Source organism: Bacillus hominis (assembly GCF_018332515.1).
Classification (GTDB): Bacteria; Bacillota; Bacilli; order Bacillales; family Bacillaceae_G; genus Bacillus_A; species Bacillus_A hominis.
Genome location: NZ_BOQD01000120.1, coordinates 1 through 17,678 on the forward strand (window position 1 = coordinate 1; position 17,678 = coordinate 17,678).

18 protein-coding genes and 1 pseudogene are annotated in these 17,678 nt (G+C 33.9%); 12 read left to right on the forward strand and 7 right to left on the reverse strand.

The features are described from left to right. Nucleotides 1-26 precede the first annotated feature (26 nt). Both modB and modA read right to left on the reverse strand, forming a co-directional pair. Nucleotides 27-701 (reverse strand): molybdate ABC transporter permease subunit, encoded by a 675-nt coding sequence (modB, locus tag KI356_RS13355; protein ID WP_128283231.1) that lies wholly within the window; start codon nucleotides 699-701, stop codon nucleotides 27-29. A gap of 5 nt (nucleotides 702-706) precedes the next feature. Beyond that, nucleotides 707-1,513: a molybdate ABC transporter substrate-binding protein gene (modA, locus tag KI356_RS13360; protein ID WP_212935653.1), complete on the reverse strand. Its 807-nt coding sequence runs from the start codon at nucleotides 1,511-1,513 to the stop codon at nucleotides 707-709. Between the two features lie 134 nt (nucleotides 1,514-1,647). Here modA and KI356_RS13365 point away from each other — a divergent pair, with 134 nt between their 5' ends. After that, on the forward strand, nucleotides 1,648-2,595 hold the full coding sequence (locus KI356_RS13365) for a substrate-binding domain-containing protein (protein WP_212935677.1): 948 nt from the start codon (nucleotides 1,648-1,650) through the stop codon (nucleotides 2,593-2,595). Between the two features lie 65 nt (nucleotides 2,596-2,660). On the opposite strand, the pseudogene KI356_RS13370 reads toward KI356_RS13365, so the two are convergent. Beyond that, a pseudogene (locus KI356_RS13370) lies at nucleotides 2,661-2,729 on the reverse strand (DUF3948 family protein); the annotation flags it as partial. Nucleotides 2,730-2,912: 183 nt separating this feature from the next. Between KI356_RS13370 and KI356_RS13375 the strand changes: the two are divergent. From KI356_RS13375 to KI356_RS13390, 4 genes are all read left to right on the forward strand, one after another. Further along, a complete protein-coding gene (locus KI356_RS13375; RefSeq protein ID WP_212935654.1) occupies nucleotides 2,913-5,816 on the forward strand; it encodes a dynamin family protein in 2,904 nt (967 codons plus the stop codon). Nucleotides 5,817-5,913: 97 nt separating this feature from the next. Further along, the gene (locus KI356_RS13380) at nucleotides 5,914-7,824 is read left to right on the forward strand and encodes a dynamin family protein (RefSeq protein WP_212935655.1); all 1,911 of its coding nucleotides are present in this window, start codon (nucleotides 5,914-5,916) and stop codon (nucleotides 7,822-7,824) included. Further along, nucleotides 7,824-9,638 (forward strand): dynamin family protein, encoded by a 1,815-nt coding sequence (locus tag KI356_RS13385; RefSeq protein WP_212935656.1) that lies wholly within the window; start codon nucleotides 7,824-7,826, stop codon nucleotides 9,636-9,638. Before KI356_RS13380 ends, KI356_RS13385 begins: the two co-directional genes overlap by 1 nt. Continuing rightward, nucleotides 9,613-10,014, forward strand: a complete 402-nt coding sequence (locus KI356_RS13390) for a hypothetical protein (RefSeq protein WP_212935657.1) — start codon at nucleotides 9,613-9,615, stop codon at nucleotides 10,012-10,014. The genes KI356_RS13385 and KI356_RS13390 overlap by 26 nt, the downstream gene beginning before the upstream one ends. A gap of 78 nt (nucleotides 10,015-10,092) precedes the next feature. Here the strand turns inward: KI356_RS13390 and KI356_RS13395 are convergent, their stop codons facing one another. Together KI356_RS13395 and KI356_RS13400 are read right to left on the reverse strand one after the other, a co-directional pair. Continuing rightward, a complete protein-coding gene (locus KI356_RS13395) occupies nucleotides 10,093-10,194 on the reverse strand; it encodes a DUF3948 family protein (RefSeq protein WP_001060019.1) in 102 nt (33 codons plus the stop codon). Between the two features lie 255 nt (nucleotides 10,195-10,449). Further along, complete coding sequence (locus KI356_RS13400; protein ID WP_212935658.1) at nucleotides 10,450-11,316, reverse strand: LysR family transcriptional regulator; 867 nt, start codon at nucleotides 11,314-11,316, stop codon at nucleotides 10,450-10,452. 127 nt (nucleotides 11,317-11,443) lie between these two features. On the opposite strand from KI356_RS13400, the gene KI356_RS13405 reads away from it, so the two are divergent. After that, entirely contained in the window at nucleotides 11,444-12,412 is a 969-nt protein-coding gene (locus tag KI356_RS13405; protein ID WP_212935659.1) for a DMT family transporter, read from the forward strand. A gap of 21 nt (nucleotides 12,413-12,433) precedes the next feature. Further along, the gene (locus tag KI356_RS13410; protein WP_212935660.1) at nucleotides 12,434-12,574 is read left to right on the forward strand and encodes a YrzO family protein; all 141 of its coding nucleotides are present in this window, start codon (nucleotides 12,434-12,436) and stop codon (nucleotides 12,572-12,574) included. 60 nt (nucleotides 12,575-12,634) lie between these two features. On the opposite strand, the gene KI356_RS13415 is transcribed toward KI356_RS13410, so the two are convergent. After that, nucleotides 12,635-12,730, reverse strand: a complete 96-nt coding sequence (locus tag KI356_RS13415; protein WP_070127837.1) for a DUF3948 family protein — start codon at nucleotides 12,728-12,730, stop codon at nucleotides 12,635-12,637. A gap of 337 nt (nucleotides 12,731-13,067) precedes the next feature. Here KI356_RS13415 and KI356_RS13420 point away from each other — a divergent pair, with 337 nt between their 5' ends. After that, on the forward strand, nucleotides 13,068-13,673 hold the full coding sequence (locus KI356_RS13420; protein ID WP_128283235.1) for a lysophospholipid acyltransferase family protein: 606 nt from the start codon (nucleotides 13,068-13,070) through the stop codon (nucleotides 13,671-13,673). A gap of 63 nt (nucleotides 13,674-13,736) precedes the next feature. Here KI356_RS13420 and KI356_RS13425 read toward each other — a convergent pair whose 3' ends face one another. After that, nucleotides 13,737-13,832, reverse strand: coding sequence for a DUF3948 family protein (locus KI356_RS13425; protein WP_070127837.1), 96 nt, complete (start codon nucleotides 13,830-13,832; stop codon nucleotides 13,737-13,739). A 305-nt stretch (nucleotides 13,833-14,137) separates the two neighbouring features. Between KI356_RS13425 and KI356_RS13430 the strand changes: the two genes are divergently transcribed. The 4 genes from KI356_RS13430 to KI356_RS13445 all read left to right on the forward strand — a co-directional run bounded on the left by KI356_RS13430 (nucleotide 14,138) and on the right by KI356_RS13445 (nucleotide 17,055). Beyond that, entirely contained in the window at nucleotides 14,138-15,115 is a 978-nt protein-coding gene (locus KI356_RS13430) for a LacI family DNA-binding transcriptional regulator (protein ID WP_212935661.1), read from the forward strand. Nucleotides 15,116-15,276: 161 nt separating this feature from the next. Next, on the forward strand, nucleotides 15,277-15,606 hold the full coding sequence (locus KI356_RS13435) for a PH domain-containing protein (RefSeq protein ID WP_212935662.1): 330 nt from the start codon (nucleotides 15,277-15,279) through the stop codon (nucleotides 15,604-15,606). 117 nt (nucleotides 15,607-15,723) lie between these two features. Then, complete coding sequence (locus KI356_RS13440; protein ID WP_128283238.1) at nucleotides 15,724-16,560, forward strand: YitT family protein; 837 nt, start codon at nucleotides 15,724-15,726, stop codon at nucleotides 16,558-16,560. Nucleotides 16,561-16,698: 138 nt separating this feature from the next. After that, nucleotides 16,699-17,055 (forward strand): YxeA family protein, encoded by a 357-nt coding sequence (locus KI356_RS13445; RefSeq protein ID WP_149214268.1) that lies wholly within the window; start codon nucleotides 16,699-16,701, stop codon nucleotides 17,053-17,055. Nucleotides 17,056-17,678: the final 623 nt, after the last annotated feature.

Sequence of the window (17,678 nt, forward strand, 5' to 3'; positions counted from 1 at the left end):
AAAAGCAACTTTTGTCGAAAGTTGCTTTAAGAAGTAGTAATTCTTTTATTAATGAGTTGAATACATAGTAAGAATAGAAGGGACATACTAATCGTTATGATTACAAGTGTCCAAGCTAGTTGCATATTACTTGCATCAATAGCCATATAAATCGCCGTTGGAATCGTCTGAGTTTTGCCAGGTATATTTCCTGCAAACATTAAAGTTGCACCAAATTCACCGAGTGCGCGAACGAAGCTTAAAATCATACCACTTAGTAACGCAGGAAATGCAAGCGGGAGTGTAACATGTAGAAACACTTGATATTCACTTGCACCAAGATCGCGCGCGCCATCTTCAATTTGTACATTTGCGATAGAAAATCCTGTTTTTGCTGATTGATACATGAGCGGAAATGCAACGACTGTAGAAGCAATGATAGCAGCAGTAGATGTAAACATAATGGACTGCTGAAATAATGATTCAATCCACTTTCCAATGGGACTGTTATTTCCGAAAATGATAATTAGAAAAAAGCCGATAACAGTTGGTGGAAGCACCATTGGTAATAAGAAAATAGTTTCTAGTAGTACTTTATATCGCCACGAGGAGCGCGCTAATGCTCGTCCAATAATCGTTCCTAAAATCGTAACGATAATGGTGGCGCACGCAGCTACTCGCAAAGATAGAAAGACAGGTGACAAAATTGTATCAAAGCTCATAGTAATTATGGCAGGATTGTAAATCCATATTTCTTAAAGATAGATTGTGCATCTTTTGATTGCAAATACTCATAGAATGAAGTCGCCTCTTTCTTATGCTTTGATTCTTTTATAACACCTAAAGGATAGTGGATTGGCTCATGAGAAGTAGCTGCTGCTGTCTCACCAATCTTTACTTTGTCAGAAATGAGAGCATCTGTTTTGTATACAATACCAGCATCGACATTACCTGTTTCTACATATGTTAACACTTGGCGAACATCTTTTGTAAATACGATTTTATTTTGAACGTCATTCCAAAGATTTTCATGTGTGAGAGAAGCTTTTGCATATTTTCCTGCAGGTACAGATTCGGGTGTACCAAGCGCAATTTTTTTGATTTTCTCATCTTTTAAATCTTGAAATTTTGTAAGAGAACTATCTTTTGGAACGACTAGAACTAGCTCATTTCCAAGAAGATTTTTCCCTTCTTTTTCATTAATGAATCCTTTTTTAACAAGAGTTTGGAATTTATCCTCTGCTGCAGAGAAGAATAAATCAGCAGGTGCACCTTGCTCAATTTGTTGTTGAAGTGCACCAGAAGCACCAAAATTAAAAGAAAGTTTAATATTGGGCTCTGTCTTTTTATATTGTTTTTCAATTTCTTTTAATGCATCTTGCAAGCTAGCAGCAGCTGATATAGTCAGTTCGACTGTTGTTCCCTCTTTAGCAGCTGATTTTTCTTTCTTTTCTCCGCTTGAACAAGCAGCACTAAATATAAGAAGGAAAGAAAGTATAAGTGCCCCAATAGATCGTAATGTGAATTTGTTCATAAAAAAATCCCCTTTCGTTTTGACATATTTAATTATAACTAAATATAACTAAATATAACTAGTTATAATTGAATATAATTTGAACGATATGGTTGTTTTTAAAAAATAGGAGAAATATTCTTTTCTTTGTTACAATGAAGGAAGAAAGTGAGGAATCGTCTATGGATCATCATTCCTACACAACGGAAGAAGTAGCAAAGCGATTAAAAGTATCAAAATTAACTGTATACGACTTAATTAAAAAGGGAGAACTTCCTTCTTATAGGGTTGGTAGACAAATGCGCATTGATGCAACGGATCTAGAACAATATATAAAGCAAATGAAAACAGGGAAGATGCAAGTTACTCCTGTAAAGAAGGACGAAAATAGTACCTCGAATACACGCATCATTAGTGGTCAAGAACTCACGTTAGATATGTTGGCAAAACATATAGAAAATCGTTTGCACAATTCTAATATATTAAGAGCATATCAAGGGAGTTTAACGAGTTTAGTGAAGATGTACCAGGGAGAAGGAAGTATCGTTAGTCTGCATTTGTTTGATGGTGAAACGGGTACATACAATGTTCCTTACGTAAAGCGTATTTTAGTTGGACAACCATGTATTATGATTAATTTATTGGCAAGAAATGTTGGGTTTTATGTGCAAAAAGGGAATCCGAAAGGAATAAAAACGTGGGCTGATTTATCTCAGTCATCTATACGATTTATAAATCGAGAAAAAGGTTCTGGTATTAGGGTGTTAGTGGATGAGCAATTGCGAATTCAAAAATTAAATAAAGAACATATTAGCGGATATGAACGGGAAGAATCAAATCATCTTGGCGTTGCTACGCAAGTTGCGAATGGGAAAGCTGATGTGGGAGTAGGATCAGAAAAGTTTTCACAAATTGTAAATGTAGACTTTATTCCAATCATGAAAGAGCAGTATGATTTAGTACTTCTGAAGAATAAAGAAAATGAGGAACTTATTGAGGTTATAAAAGGGATTTTGCAATCTGAAGAGTTTCGCAATGAATTAAAAGCAATTGGTGGATATGATATAAGTAAAACAGGCCAAATTATATATGAAACAAACTAAAAAGCTGCTTGTCTATAAGACGAGCAGCTTTCTCTATATAGAAAGGGGTTTGGGGAAACAAATTGTTAAACGAAACTTTGAGCAAGTGTGTAAATGAAAGTCGTAAGAAGAGTCGCTCCACTTGCAAGTCCGAGGATAATAAATATTAATTGCAGCTATTGAAGCAGCTTACAGAAGGATCATGCTTTTGTGTGATTACAAAAATCAGTAGTGGATTTAGAAAAAATTGTTAGTAACATTACTACATAAGTTGATTCTTGTTTATAATAGATTGGTAAGAATAATTTGGAAAAATAAATGTTAAAAGGGGATAAGTAATGGAAAGTGAGTTACCACAATGGTTGTCAAAACTAAATGATGAATTAGATCAAATAGAAAATGAATTAGTAGATGACAAGACATTTCAGAAAAACCTTCGACAAATTAGAGAATTAAAAAGCGACATAAATAGTAATCCTATCATTATGATTGCTGGGGAGTTTAATGCGGGAAAATCCACCTTTATTAATGCTTTATTAGGTGAGGAGATTTTAACTTCGGAGATAACACCAGCAACAGCAGTTGTAACAGTTTTAAAATACGGAGAAGTTAAAGGAATAACTGCGTATTTTAAAAATGGAGATTGTAAAACATATAGTATTGAGAAATTAGCTACTATTTCATCTGAAGGGGAAGAAAATGGTACATTTATCCGTAAGAGTCTAAACTTTTTGGAGATAACACTGCCAAGTGAGATTCTAAAACAGGTTACGTTAGTTGATACTCCGGGATTAAACTCGTCAAATTTATTACATACAGAAGCTACAGAGATGTTTATGCGACGGGCTGATTTAGTAATTTGGTTATTCTCATATTTAAATGTTGGATCTTCTACAGAGATTAATCAAATAAATAAATTAAAAGACTACGGACTACAAACGACAGGGATTATTAATCAAATTGATCATCATGATGATGAAGAGGAACCATTAGAAGACTTTATCATGGATACAAAGAGACGGTTACCGATGCTTCAAAATTTAATAGGAGTTTCAGCGCGTAACGCATTAAAAGGAAAAGTAGAAAATGATGCTGAGCAGATGAATTGGAGCAATTGGAGGGAATTAGAGAATTGGTTGGACAATTTACAATTTGATCCTTATTTGAAGGAGAAGAAGGCTTATGTAGGGCTAGCCAATACTTTAAAAGAAATACAACATTGTATAGAAAATGAAAAGCAAAAACTAGACTTTGTAGAATCGCAAGGGAAGATAAATCAATTAATTTTTGAAATGATTCCTAACCTAGATAGGAAATATGATAATGGGATACAGTCCCTAAATAAAGTAAAAGATTTTGCTCATACTATTAATATACTTAATAATAAAAAATATTCTGTTGGGGAGATAGTGGAGAGTTCACAAAAAATTAGTGCTCTATTAAATCAACAATCGGAACTTATTTCAGAACTGAATCTCGTTGAAGAGGTAAATAAGTTTAATAGGTTTAATGAAGAAAAAATAAATGTAGGTAAAGAATTATTTTATCTGATTAATAATATAGGTGAAGAAGAATTAAAACAGTTGAAAGTGGGATTAAGCAACGAAAGAAATCAGTTGTTAGATGATTATAAGGAATATGGGAAATCAAATATATTTGGTAAGACTCCTTTTTGGGGACGTTTGGAAAATCTCAAAGGATTTTTAAAGAGGCAGGATGAGTTAAATAGAAATATAGTTAATTTTAATAATGAAGCCCAGACGTTTAAGGAATACAAAAATTTATTTCAACAAGTAGGGGAACATATACTTCATAATATTAAATCTTTCCTTAATAAGTTAGAAACAGCGGTGAACAATTACGCAAAGAAAGAATGGGAATCGTATAAAAAAGAATATAATGCTGTAAAGTCGCACTTTGAAAAAATAGATTATAGTAGTGTTTCAAAATTAAATACCTTACAGCTGAAAAAGGAAAGTATAGTCAGAATTTTATCAGATACAGATTTATTAAAGCGGGAATACATTTTTCATAAAGACTTATATGAAGAAGCGAAACAATTGAGTACAGCATTTATATTATTGGAGCGTGAAGGAGGGAATTTTGAATACGAGAGATATATAGAGGCACAGAGAACCCTAAATAATATGTTACCAATGTATTCTTTATATCAGAAAGAATATAGGCATCAGGTTACCATTGCAAAAGGAAGTAAAAGTTTAGGGAGTCTGCAGGAAATAGATTTATCTATTAATTTGAAAGAGGAAAGACAATTTCTCAATGCATGCCGGGCGTTAATAATAGTCGCAGTTTTTGTCTTTGGATTGACTGCAATATTAGCAGCGGCTAAGCAATCTGGGGATTCTATGAATCAAAACGTAGAAGAGGAGGAACCAAGTTATATAAGTGATTCAGAGAAACAAAAAGAAGTAGAAGAAGAAAGTGTAGAAGTAAATCGAGAATCTCAAAATACAGAAGTTATAACAGTTTCGAATCAGGTTCAGGACTATAATCGCGCGTATCAGAGAGCAATAAAAGAGAAGAACTTTTCAATTGTATCCCCGTATATAGATATGAGCGGTAAAGCTTACGAGGATGTAAAAAGGGATGTAAATAATGCTAGAACAGAACGTTTTTCTCTTGATTCAAAATCGTTTTATATAGAGGATGCAACATTGGAAGCGGATAACATGTATCAAGTTATTGCAGCGAATGAAATTATCACTACATATGAAAACGGCAAAAAAGAGTATTTGAAAGTGAAAACTACGTATGTTATGAAGCGAAATTATAGTGGTGATGAATGGAAGGTATATGATATATCCACTATTCAATTAGATAAGAAAACCCTTGAACAAGGTAAGTCGCAAACGGTTGGTGTGGTGAAAGAAGAGCAAAATATTCAGCAATTTATGAATCGATTCTACCGTGAGTTTGAAACAGCATTTAATCAATATAATTTTAGTCGAATTGCATCTTTCTACGATCCAAGTGGTAGTGAATATCAAGATGTACAGAAGTATTTCAAAACGATGGAAGAGAAGCGTATACAGCAAAGAACGTATCCTCCGGTCATTAAAAACATTCAAAAAATAGGGGGACAGCAATATAAGGTAGAGGTACAAGAGGAATATACATTCCATTATCCAGATGGAAGAGATGACCATAAAAAAATGACATTCTATTATACTCTGAAGGAAAACGGGTACGAACATTACCAAATCATAAAAATTGATAAGTAGGGTGAAACTGTGGTCAATGGTATTTTTATTCCATTGATCACATAGATTCACTTGTTAGTAAAGAGATAAATTTTAATATTAGGTGAAGGAGAGCTATATGACATTTTCATTATCACAATTTAAAGAAAAGAAATTAGATACATTGGAACAACTTCAAAATTTGCGGAATATATTTGTGGAGCGTAAGCAAGTAGATTACGTGAAAACTATAGAAAAATTAATTCAAAATGTAATGAATGAAGAGTTTGTTATTGTAGTAGTAGGTGAATTCTCGCGAGGAAAGTCGACATTTATTAATAGTTTTCTTGGAAAGCGCATACTTCCATCCTCAGTAAAGCCAACTACAACTATTTTAAATAAAATTACGTACAAAGAACATCCAAATATTACATTGCATTATCGTGATGAAAAGGAAAAATCCCGTGCAATTTCGGAAGAGGAATTTAAAAAAATTGTTGCACCTAGAGAACCAATTGTAGGGGATGAGCAATCAGAAAAAGAATATGAAGAAGCGTTAAAGAAGATCTCAGAAGTTGCTTATGCTGAAGTTGGCTATCCACTTTCATTTTGCTCGGATGGAGTAGAAATTATTGACACGCCAGGAACAAACGACTTAGATGAAGCACGTGAGGAAATTACAAATACATTTATTCCAACATCTGATGCAGCTATATTACTATTATCTGGTGTGAAAATCTTATCTGAATCTGAGATGAGCTTTTTACGTGATCGTATTTTATCACAAGATATTCAGAAAGTTTTCTTTGTCATTAATTTTAAGGATGCTCTAGATGAAGAGGGAATTAAAAAAGTATACTCTTATGCGCAAGAGAAATTAAGTAAGGTAGTAGAAAATCCTAGAATCTTTTTTGTTTCAGCAAAGCATGCTTTGGCATATCGACGAAAACAAAATGGAGAAACTATACGTATGCGTGGTCCAATTATGGATATTGAAGAGACTGGAATACCTCAATTGGAGCAGGAATTGGCACATTTCTTACAATATGAACGTGGGATGATTAAACTACAAAAACCAATTCAAACAGCAAAACGATTGGCGAATAAAACACTACAAGAGCAAATTACATTCGATAAAAAAAGTTTAAATAATGATATTAAAGATTTAGATAAGAAATTAGAAAAGTTACGTGAACAAATTAGCGAGCTAAAGCGAATCGGAAAAGAAGCAGCTAATTATATTGAAATAACTTTGAAGAAGAAAGAGAAAGTAATCCAAGGAGAGTATGGCAAAGGGTTGAATGAGATTGCAACACAAGCAAAGGAGACAGCAGATTCTTTATATAAGAGGATGTCTACAGAAGAAGTGGTAACAAATGTAGAAACCAAAGTTGCTCCATTAGAGAGGGCTTTACATGAGAAAATGAAAAAAATACAAGAGAAGACGTTGAAGGAAATATTAACAACTGCCAGTCAAAAGGTAGAAAAGCATATCCAATCAATCCAAGGGCAGTTAGAACATTTAGTGCAGGGTGAGATAGAGCATAATATTATACCTGTTAAATCAGATGAAAAGTATAGCAATTATGCCCCTATTGATATAGTAGATGACATTGTAGGTAGTATATGGGAACAAATCCCTCGAGGCCGCTGGTATTCTGGAGTTTTAAAGGGACTAACTTTGTTTACTGGAGTAATTGGAAAGGGAATACAATCTATATTTCACTTTTTCAGTGGGAGAGATCAAGAATACGAACAGTTAATGAAAGGGATAGATGAGAGATTTGATAAGAACATCCCAACGAAATTGAATAGATTTAAAGAAGGATGGCGCGGGAAAATTAAGGTTGTTATGGATCTGTATAATCAAAAAGTGCAGGAACAAGTAAATATATTAAATATGAAAATGGAAACATTACTACAAAACCGTCAAATGGAACAGTATGTAGCAGAAGAAAGATTGCAAGTATTAAATCGCCAAGAGCAACAAGTAGAGCGTGTAATTCAAGAAATGGATAAAATCATTTCGAATAAAGTGGGTGTGAAATAATGAATTACGAAGAAAGAAAAACAGATTTATTTAATAAAATTCAAGTACTGCGAAATCAAGTTTGTGACATATTACCTCAAAGCCCTCAAATTCGTAAATTTGATGGAGTGCTCTTGGATTTAAAAGAAGATTTATACACAGTTGTTGTCGTTGGTGAGTTCAAGAATGGAAAATCTACTTTTGTAAATGCATTGTTAGGAGAACCATTGTTGCCTGTAGATGTAACACCTACGACGGCGGCTATCCATGCTTTAGTATGGGGAAGTGAAAGAAGTTTTGAGGTGCATAAAAGTGATGGAACGGTAGAAAGAAGTGGCTTGCAAGCTGAAACATTGCAGAAATATGTAGCGACAGCAGATTTTAACCCAGATGAAGTAAACTATTTAAAATTATGTATGCCAGCGCCACTTTTGAAGAATAAAGTAGTTCTTGTTGATACACCAGGTGTTAATGATTTAAATAAACATCGTTCAAATATTACATATGAATTTATTCCGCGTGCAGACGTAGTATTGTTCATGCTAGATATGACAGCGCCATTAAAGAGAACAGAGGAACAATTTATTAATAATAGTTTACTAGGAAAAGGGTTAGATCGCCTTATATTTGTGGCAAACTTTGCTGATCGTGTCGATGAGGAAGAAGTAGAAGAACTTAGTGAATTTATTTCACATCGTATTCAACGTGTGACTGAAATTGAGTGTCCGAGGGTATTTCCAATTTCAGCTCGAGAAGGACTGGAGGCAAAGCAAACGAAAGACGAGGAACTTTGGGAGTATTCTGGTCTAGGGGACGTAGAGAAGAATATATGGGATATAATTCAAAATGGTTCTTGCAGCGAAGAAAAATTAATGCGCTATTATAATCGAGTTACACATATTTTGTATGATGCATTAGAAGAAATTCAAGTTCTATCATCTGTTAATACGCAGTCTCTTGAAGAGTTAGAGAAATCCTATGATTCATTGAATCAATGGGATACGGAGAGATTGTCGAGGGAACAGAAAATTAATGAGTATGTGCAAGCACGTGAAAATGAAATACAGCTTATCATCTATAAATCAGTTGATTTTTTAGGTGAAAGCATAAGGGATGAAGTAAAAGACCGTATCCAATTATATAACGGACACGACATGGGAAATTTCATCGAAACTCAAATACCACTAATTATAAAAAATAGATTAAAACGATGGATTGATCAGTATTCAGGGTATATACAAGAATTATTAAGAAAACTTGAAATAGAGCTTTCAAAAGGGTTAAGTCAAATATTTGATATGAAAATTCTAATGCAAAAACAGGTTGCAGATCGTTTAACATACGATGTTGATGTAGAAATGCATGCCCCTAATAAAATGAATCCTTTGATTGCTTCAGGAGCAATTGTAGGAGGGGCTAGTACGATAGCGATGGTATTTGGAGGACCAATGTTTATTCCAATTATTGGTTTAGCAGGATTACCGTATATACAAAAGAAAATGATTCAGAAACAATTAGATGAGATTAAGCCGAAGTTATTAGTGGAAGTCGATCATGTTGTTTCACAAGTTATGGAAGACTTTATGAAGCATATTGCGCAATATGTCTCTGAAGGAATTTTAGAAATTAAGAGACACACAATGTGTGTATTTCAAGATAAAGTAGATGCGGGACGTCATTTACTAGGGGAAGAAATAAAACAGAAAAAATTAGTTTATCACAATAAGTTCAATGAGCAAGAGAAAGTTGAAAAAGTACAGAAAGCGATAGTGGCACAATATAATTATTTTATAAAAGAGGTGGAAAGAAATGAACGACTTTTCTCACAATCATGATTTAAATATATCAGATGCATTTGATAAACAGTTTTCACATTCTAATGACGCAATTGATGGGACACACAGTGTGCTATCACACCAAATAGATACAGGGTCCTTTAGTGTGCATGATAATCCTGCATCGGATTCAATCGATATTTTTCAATATGCAGATCCGTTACAGCATGTAAATCAATTTCAAATGCAACCGTTACATTTCGTTAAACCTCATCATGTTGATGGTTACATGAGGCAGGATGGGACATATGTAGAAGGATATTGGCGAGATGGTGATGGGAATGCACAAGTAGATAGGACTGTTGAAATGGGTGGGGGATACGCTCGTTCTAATCCTGATAATGTAATTAGTAATAATTTAAATCAAAAATTTTAACTGTTATATAGAAAAAGCTGCTTGTCTATAAGACGAGCAGCTTTCTCTATATATAAAGGGGTTTGGGGAAACAAAGTGTTAAATGAGACTTTGAGCAAGTGTGTAAATGAAAGCTGTAAGAAGAGTCGCTCCACTTGCAAGTCCGATAAAGTCTGATTTGTTGAAAGTAATGTTGTTCATTATAATCTCTCCTTATTTGTTTAATGTAGTTGCAACTGCTTTTGCATCGACAAGTGCGGATAGCACCATGCCCATTGTATTTAAAAATTTATTTGATTTCATTTTGTTCATCATGCGTATCCGCTCCTTTTCGAGTTGTTGTTGCCCTGCTTTATGTCTTAATTATAGGAAATATAATCAGTTACAACTATCGAATTAGCTTACGGAAGACTTACACTTTTGTAAGAAAAAAAGACACTCGTGTAAGAATGTCTTTTAAAGCATATTGATATGATGATGCTCTTCAATTGTTTTTAAAAAGCTACGCATTGAATTGGTCATATAGCTATCTTTCCGGCGTATGAAAACAGTTGAAATACTGCCGTATTTTTCGGGAATCGGATGACAGTGCACTTTACCTGCTGTAGAAAGATGCTGCACCGCAGACTGTGGTACGAGTGTAATTCCAAGGCCGAGTGCAACACTGTTTAATATTGTTTCTAATATGTTAAATTCCATAATTCTTTTTGGTAGTAAACCTTCATCTTTAAGCCATCGTTCTAGTTTGGAACGGTATCCGCATCCTTGATTAAAAACGAGTAGGGGCGTCGTTGTGAATTCTTCTATATGAAAAGCTTTATTTTGTGTTACAAGCATTAATTTTTCTGTACTAACATTGTACTGTTCAATAAGTGGATGTTTAATAGGACCTGATATAAAGGCACCATCTAATTGATGATCAAGCACTTCTCTAATAAGTCCTTCCGTTAGACCAGCTTGTAGTGATAAATCGACATTTGGATAGCTTTTATAGTAAGAAGACAAGATGGTAGGTAATGTACTGACTGTTTCGACTGTACCGATTTTTAATATGCCAGATGGTGTTTCACTATCTAAAAATACTTGTTTTAATTCTTCAACGTCTTGCAAAATTTTATTAACATAAACGAGCATTTTTCTTCCTTCAGCTGTTAAAGTCATACCTCGTTTATGACGGTAAAAGAGTGGTGTTTTTAGCTCGTTTTCTAACTGTTTAATACGTGCGGTTACATTTGATTGTACGTAATTTAATTCTTTTGCTGCGCCACTTACACTACCGCGGTCGGCAACGCTTTGGAAGATTTGTAAGTCTCTTAATTCCATTTTATGCTCCCCCTTGATGTTAACTATCATTATAAATGATAGTTAACATCATTTTGAATCATTTTACGTGATATATTTTTTCTTTTACAATTCTCTTTGTGCAAATAGAAAGAAGCGAGGGATTGTGGTGAGAAAAGGTCAAATGATAATAGGTGCTTTAGCTTGTTTAATTGCAAGTATGTCATGGGGAGCGATGTTTCCGGTTGCTGATCATGCGCTAGAATACATAGATCCGTTTTATTTTTCGTTTATTCGTTATGGGGCGGTAGCAATTGTACTGATTGTATTATTGTTAATGAAAGAAGGAAAGAAAGCATTTCGCTTAGAAGGAAGAGGAAAGTTACTCGTCTTTTTTGGAACGATGGCGTTTACCGTATATAATGTATTAATTTTTCTAGGACAAATGTTAATGGGAAAATCAGGTGTAATGGTAGCTTCTATTATGGAGGCGCTTATGCCGATGATTTCAATTTGTATTTTATGGGGATATAAACATATAAAGCCGAAGAAGTATATGATAACGAGCATGATTATCGCATTTGTAGGAGCTGTATTTGTTATTACGAAAGGTGATATGAGTTTCTTTTTAACATTGAAAGATAACATGTTTTCACTAGCATTTATATTTGTTGGTGTTGTAGGATGGGCTATTTATACGATGGGTGGTCAAACGTGTAGCGATTGGTCAACATTACGTTATTCTACGTTGACGTGTGTATTTGGTACAACTGTCACAGGGATTATAACGGTAATCATTACGGCGCTTGGATATGTATCAACTCCAAGTATGGAAACGATCTCTATTGTGAAGTATGACTTGTTATTTATGATGACATTACCAGGTATCGTAGCACTACTTGCTTGGAACTACGGTGTGAAAATCTTATCATCAATTAATGGCATTTTATTTATTAACTTTGTGCCAATTACTACTTTAGTTATTATGATGATGCAAGGGTATAAAATAACAACTTTTGATATTGTAGGAACATTATTTGTTATTGCAGCGCTTATTCGTAATAACGTTTGTCAGAGAAAAGAAGACAGTATAAATAAACAAATGTTGCAAGAAAAGCAATTGCGTCAAGCTGTTTAATAGGCAACTGGAGGATTTGATATGTTAGAAAGTTTATTGTTTTTCTTCGCCGTCGGAGTTGCTTGCGAGCTTGCAGCAATTAATCGAAACGGTCGTAAGAATATAAAACAACAAGCGGAACTGATACAGCTTTTAAAAGAGTTAAAGGAAAGAGGAATTTAAAAAGACGACCGGGCATAGACGGTCGTCTTTTTCTATATAAAGGGGAAAGGGGACACAAAGTTATATAAGCGTAGCAGCGTAAATAAAAGCAGTAAGAAGAACCGAGCCGCTAGCTAGTCCTAAAAAATCTAATTTGTTAAAAGTGATGTTATTCATAATACATTCTCCTTACTTGTTTAATGTAGAAGCAACAGATTTTGCATCGATAAGAGCGGATAATACCATGCCCATTGTATTTAAGAAATTGTTTGATTTCATTTTGTTCATCATATAGATCCGCTCCTTTTCAAATGGTTGTTGCCCTGTTTCTGACTTAATTATATGAAATGTTGCGTAGAGTCACTATCGAATTAGCTTACAAGAAAATTACACTTTTGTAAGAATTGAAATTTAACAATAAATACTTATTTTTATTACCAACTCCTAAAACTTAGTGTTATAATCGTTGTAAGAAAATAATTATACTTCGGATATTCAGAAAGGAACGAAACAAATGTATAAACCAATTACATTTTCGTTGAAATATATGTTTAAAATGGCTGGGAAGGTAGAAGTACAAGGGAGAGAAAAATTACCGGAAGGTGGCCCTTACGTTGTTGCGTGCACACATACAAGTTTTATGGATGTTTTAATGTTAGCAACAGGAATGTATCCAACCCAAATTCATTACATGGCAAAAAAAGAATTGTTTGAAGGGAAATTTAAAAATTGGTTTTTTAAAAATGTAAATGCGTTCCCTGTAGACCGTGAAAATCCGGGGCCAAGTACGTTGAAAATTCCATCACGCTTATTAAAACAAGGAAAAGTAGTAGGGATTTTTCCAAGTGGAACGAGATCATCAGAAGACGTTTCATTAAAAGCTGGTGCTGTTACAATTGCAATGCGTTCTAACGTTCCCTTAATACCGGCAGCTTATGTTGGGCCATCAAGTGTAAAAGAATTAATAAAAGGGAAAAAGGCACGATTGATTTTTGGAGATCCGATTCAAATTGACGCTGGAGAACAAGTAGACCGAAAAACGGCTATGAAAATGATGACAGATGAATTAAATGAAAAATTTGAAGAGCTAAAGGAAGCTTTACAACCAAATCTAAAATAAGAAAAGACGACCAGGCATAGACGGTCGTCTTTTTCTATATAAAGGGGAAAGGGGACACAAAGTTTATATAAGCGTAGCAGCGTAAATAAAAGCAGTAAGAAGAACCGAGCCGCTAGCTAGTCCTAAAAAATCTAATTTGTTAAAAGTGATGTTATTCATAATACATTCTCCTTACTTGTTTAATGTATAAGCAACAGATTTTGCATCGATAAGAGCGGATAATACCATGCCCATTGTATTTAAGAAATTGTTCGTTTTCATTTTGTTCATCATATAGATCCGCTCCTTTTCAAATGGTTGTTGCCTTGTTTCTGACTTAATTATATGAAATGTTGCGTAGAGTCACTATCGAATTAGCTTACAGGAAAATTACACTTTTGTAAGAAAAACGAGTGAAAGTGTCATGATAAGAAGATTTGACATATGTTCATGTGATTTATTAAGTTAAAAGTAGAGGTGAGTGTATGGCTAATATTAAAGATATTGCAAAGATGGCTGGGGTTTCAGTTACGACTGTTTCGAGGGTATTAAATGATCACCCATATGTAAGTGAAGAAAAAAGGAAAGTTGTTTTAGAAATAGTTGAGAAATTGAATTACTCACAAAATGCAAATGCTGTTCATTTATCAAAAGGGAAAACGAATATTGTTGGTGTGATTTTACCGTATATTAATCATCCGTGTTTTGATGCAATGGTAGGTGGAATGATGGAGGTCGCATTAGCTCATAATTACAGGGTGCTACTTTGTCAAACGAATTACAATAAAAAAGAAGAAATGAAAAGTTTACATATGCTAAAAACAAAACAACTGGACGGTCTTATTATTTGTTCTCGTGCGAATGATTGGGAAACGATCGAGCCCTATGCTTCCTATGGGACAATTGTTGCTTGTGAAGATAATGATATTTCAAATATCTCAAGTGTATATACAAATCATTCAGCAGCTTTTCAATTAGGAATGAATTATCTTATTGAAAAAAGTTATAAAAAAATCGGTTATTGTACGGGAAGAAAGTTAGGGCCAAGTAGTCAAAAGCGTTTTGATGTTTATAAACAGCAATTGCAATCTATAGATGAAGAAGTTAATGAAGAATGGATTTTTACAGAATGTTTTACATTAGAAGATGGTGTGAGTGTGGCTCATAAGTTAAAGGGGATGCAAGATATCCCTGAAGCGTTAATAGTAGCAGGAGATGAAGTTGCGATTGGGATTATGACAGAAGTTGAAAAATTAGGCATTCAAGTTCCTGAGGATTTGGCGATTATTGGTTTTGATAATCAACCCATTTCACAAGTGTTACAGTTGACAACTATTGATCAAAATTTAAAGGAGATAGGTAAAAAAGCTTTTGAAATGTTTTACAGGCAAGTAAGTGATGAGGGTTCTAAACAAGAAAAGGTGGAAATTCCGTATGAACTTGTGGAGCGTTCTACAGTTTAGCCTTAATCCGTTATGTGTATAGTCGCATAACGGATTATTTTTTTGAAATGTCTTTGACAGGAAACGCGTTTCATACTTTATAAAAGAGTTACACCGGTCTGTGATAATCCATGGATTCTTTTCAAGTGTTAAAGCAATGAATAGAATTTGGGGGGATATGTATGAATGAACTTTTATTAAGTATGAAAAAATATGTAGAAAATGATGAACAAATTTTAGCGTTTGTGATAGGGATATTTGAGAAAGATGATTTTACCTTATCATATCGGCATGGGATTTTCGTTGCTACTACTAGACGTCTCCTCTTTTATGGAGAATTTCCGTACTATCCATCAACATTTGAAGCGTATTCGTATTTGCATATAGATGACATAAATTTTCATCCGCAATTAGTGTTTACTTGTAATCAGGAAACGGTAACAGCTAAGTATATTCAGAAAGGAAATGTGGAGCGATTTGTCCGTATAGTTAGAGCGAATATGAATAATTAATCACCCCTTTGTTTAAACATAATATCTTGGTCTTTGTGAGGGGAAATGCGGAATAAAAACAACTTCTAAACCTCTAGGAGATAGTGATACAATGTCAAATGGGGGGAGGTATGAACTATGGTTAATCAACGTATGAAGGAAATCGCATTAATTACAATCGGTTCATTACTATTTGCAATTGGTATTAATTACTTCGCAATTCCAAACCGTTTATCAGAAGGTGGAATCATCGGTCTAACGGTTGTTACTTATTATTTATTTGGATGGTCACCAGGAATTACGAACCTTGTTTTGAATGCAATTTTATTAGCTATTGGTTATAAATTTTTTGACAAGAAAACGATGGTTTATACAATTTTAGGGATTGTAGAAACATCTTTGTTTTTATATGTTACAGAACATATTCAGTATCAAGTAAACAGTGATACGCTATTAGCTGCTTTATTCGCGGGTGTATTTGTAGGTATCGGATTAGGGTGTATGTTCAAAGCTGGAGGTACATCAGGAGGATCAGCCATTTTAGCACAGTTAGCAAATCAATATTTAGGTTGGAGCGTCGGAAAAGGCGTACTTATTATTGATATCGTTGTAATTGCTGGTTCTGTATTTATAATAGGACAAGAAAAAGCAATGTACACACTTGTTGCAGTATTCATCGGAGCGAAAGTGATTGATTTCATTGTAGAAGGAATGGATACAAAAACAGCTGTTACAATCATTTCAAATCAACCGGATTTAATACGTGAAACTATTACGAAAAACATGACACGCGGTGTCACTGTATTAGAAGGACGCGGCGGATATACTGGTAAAAATAAAGAAGTGTTATATGTTGTTATTAATAAACAAGAGCTTGTTAAGTTAAAGCAAGTTATTAGCCGAGTAGATGAAGATGCTTTCGTTGTTATTCATGATGTACGTGATGTACTTGGTGGTGGCTTTAAAGCGAGCTAAAAGGTGAACGAGTAAATTCGTTCGCCTTTTTTAATTCTTACAAAAATGTAAGTGTAATGTAATGAGATTCAATAGTAGATTTTATTCCTTCTTCTTAAAATGGATGTATATATATCCTGCAGAGGAGGAATGTTTATTATGAAGAAAAAAATGATCACTACTATAATAGCGATGATAGTGATAGTAGTAATGTTACTGCCTACGAAACTTGGACCAGTTATCGATAAATATAATCCACTTTATAAGACGAAAGAATATTATACGGTTGTGAATACAATTGGTCAGCATATTGGTGATGAGTGGTATGAATATGAATTTATTGCATTTGACGAACGTGGAAGAGAGCAAAAAATAAAGAAGACTGTTAAGTATATGTTAAAGAGAGATGAAGCATTAAAGGTGTACGCAAAAGGACGCTACGGCGAGGCAATTGAAGAAATTGAAGCTGTAAATATTCCTATTAATGCGAAGAGTAAACTTTTAACGATGAGATAGTGAATTATACCCCCACCTATTTTTTGTCGAAAATAAAAATACTAGGTATGGGTATTTTGAAGTGCATACAAAAGCCTTAGTCCATATGGACTAAGGCTCTTTTTATTATATAAAGGGGAAGGGGGTACATTGTAGTAGCATGAGTGAAAGGTATAAGAAGAGTAGCTACTAGCAATGTAATTTGGTTATGTGAGTGTTCTTCTTATTTGGCTTACTTTCTAACTTTATTGTACGAGATGTAGGTAAGGGAAACTATCGAATTACATTACACATAGCTTACAAACATGTAAGCCTTCTGTAATGTAATTCGATGGTTAAAAGATAGTGAATTTCATATAGTGTAATTAGAAAGTCTCACTGTATTACTTTCTGTTTGTAATGTTAATGAAGAATGAAAAACCAACTACTTTTTAATAGCCCTCATCTCTATTTAGATGGGGCTCTTTTTATAAACCTTACAATATTGTAAGGTTTACGTAAGTTAATTCGATAGTAATTTTGTCATATTTTTTGCATAATAGATACAAATAGAAAAATTAATTAGGGATATAGTAAGAAGGGAGAAAACTGGGATGCGTAAAGAAGAAGTAGTGAAGTTTCCAATTAAAGATTTCTGTAGCTAC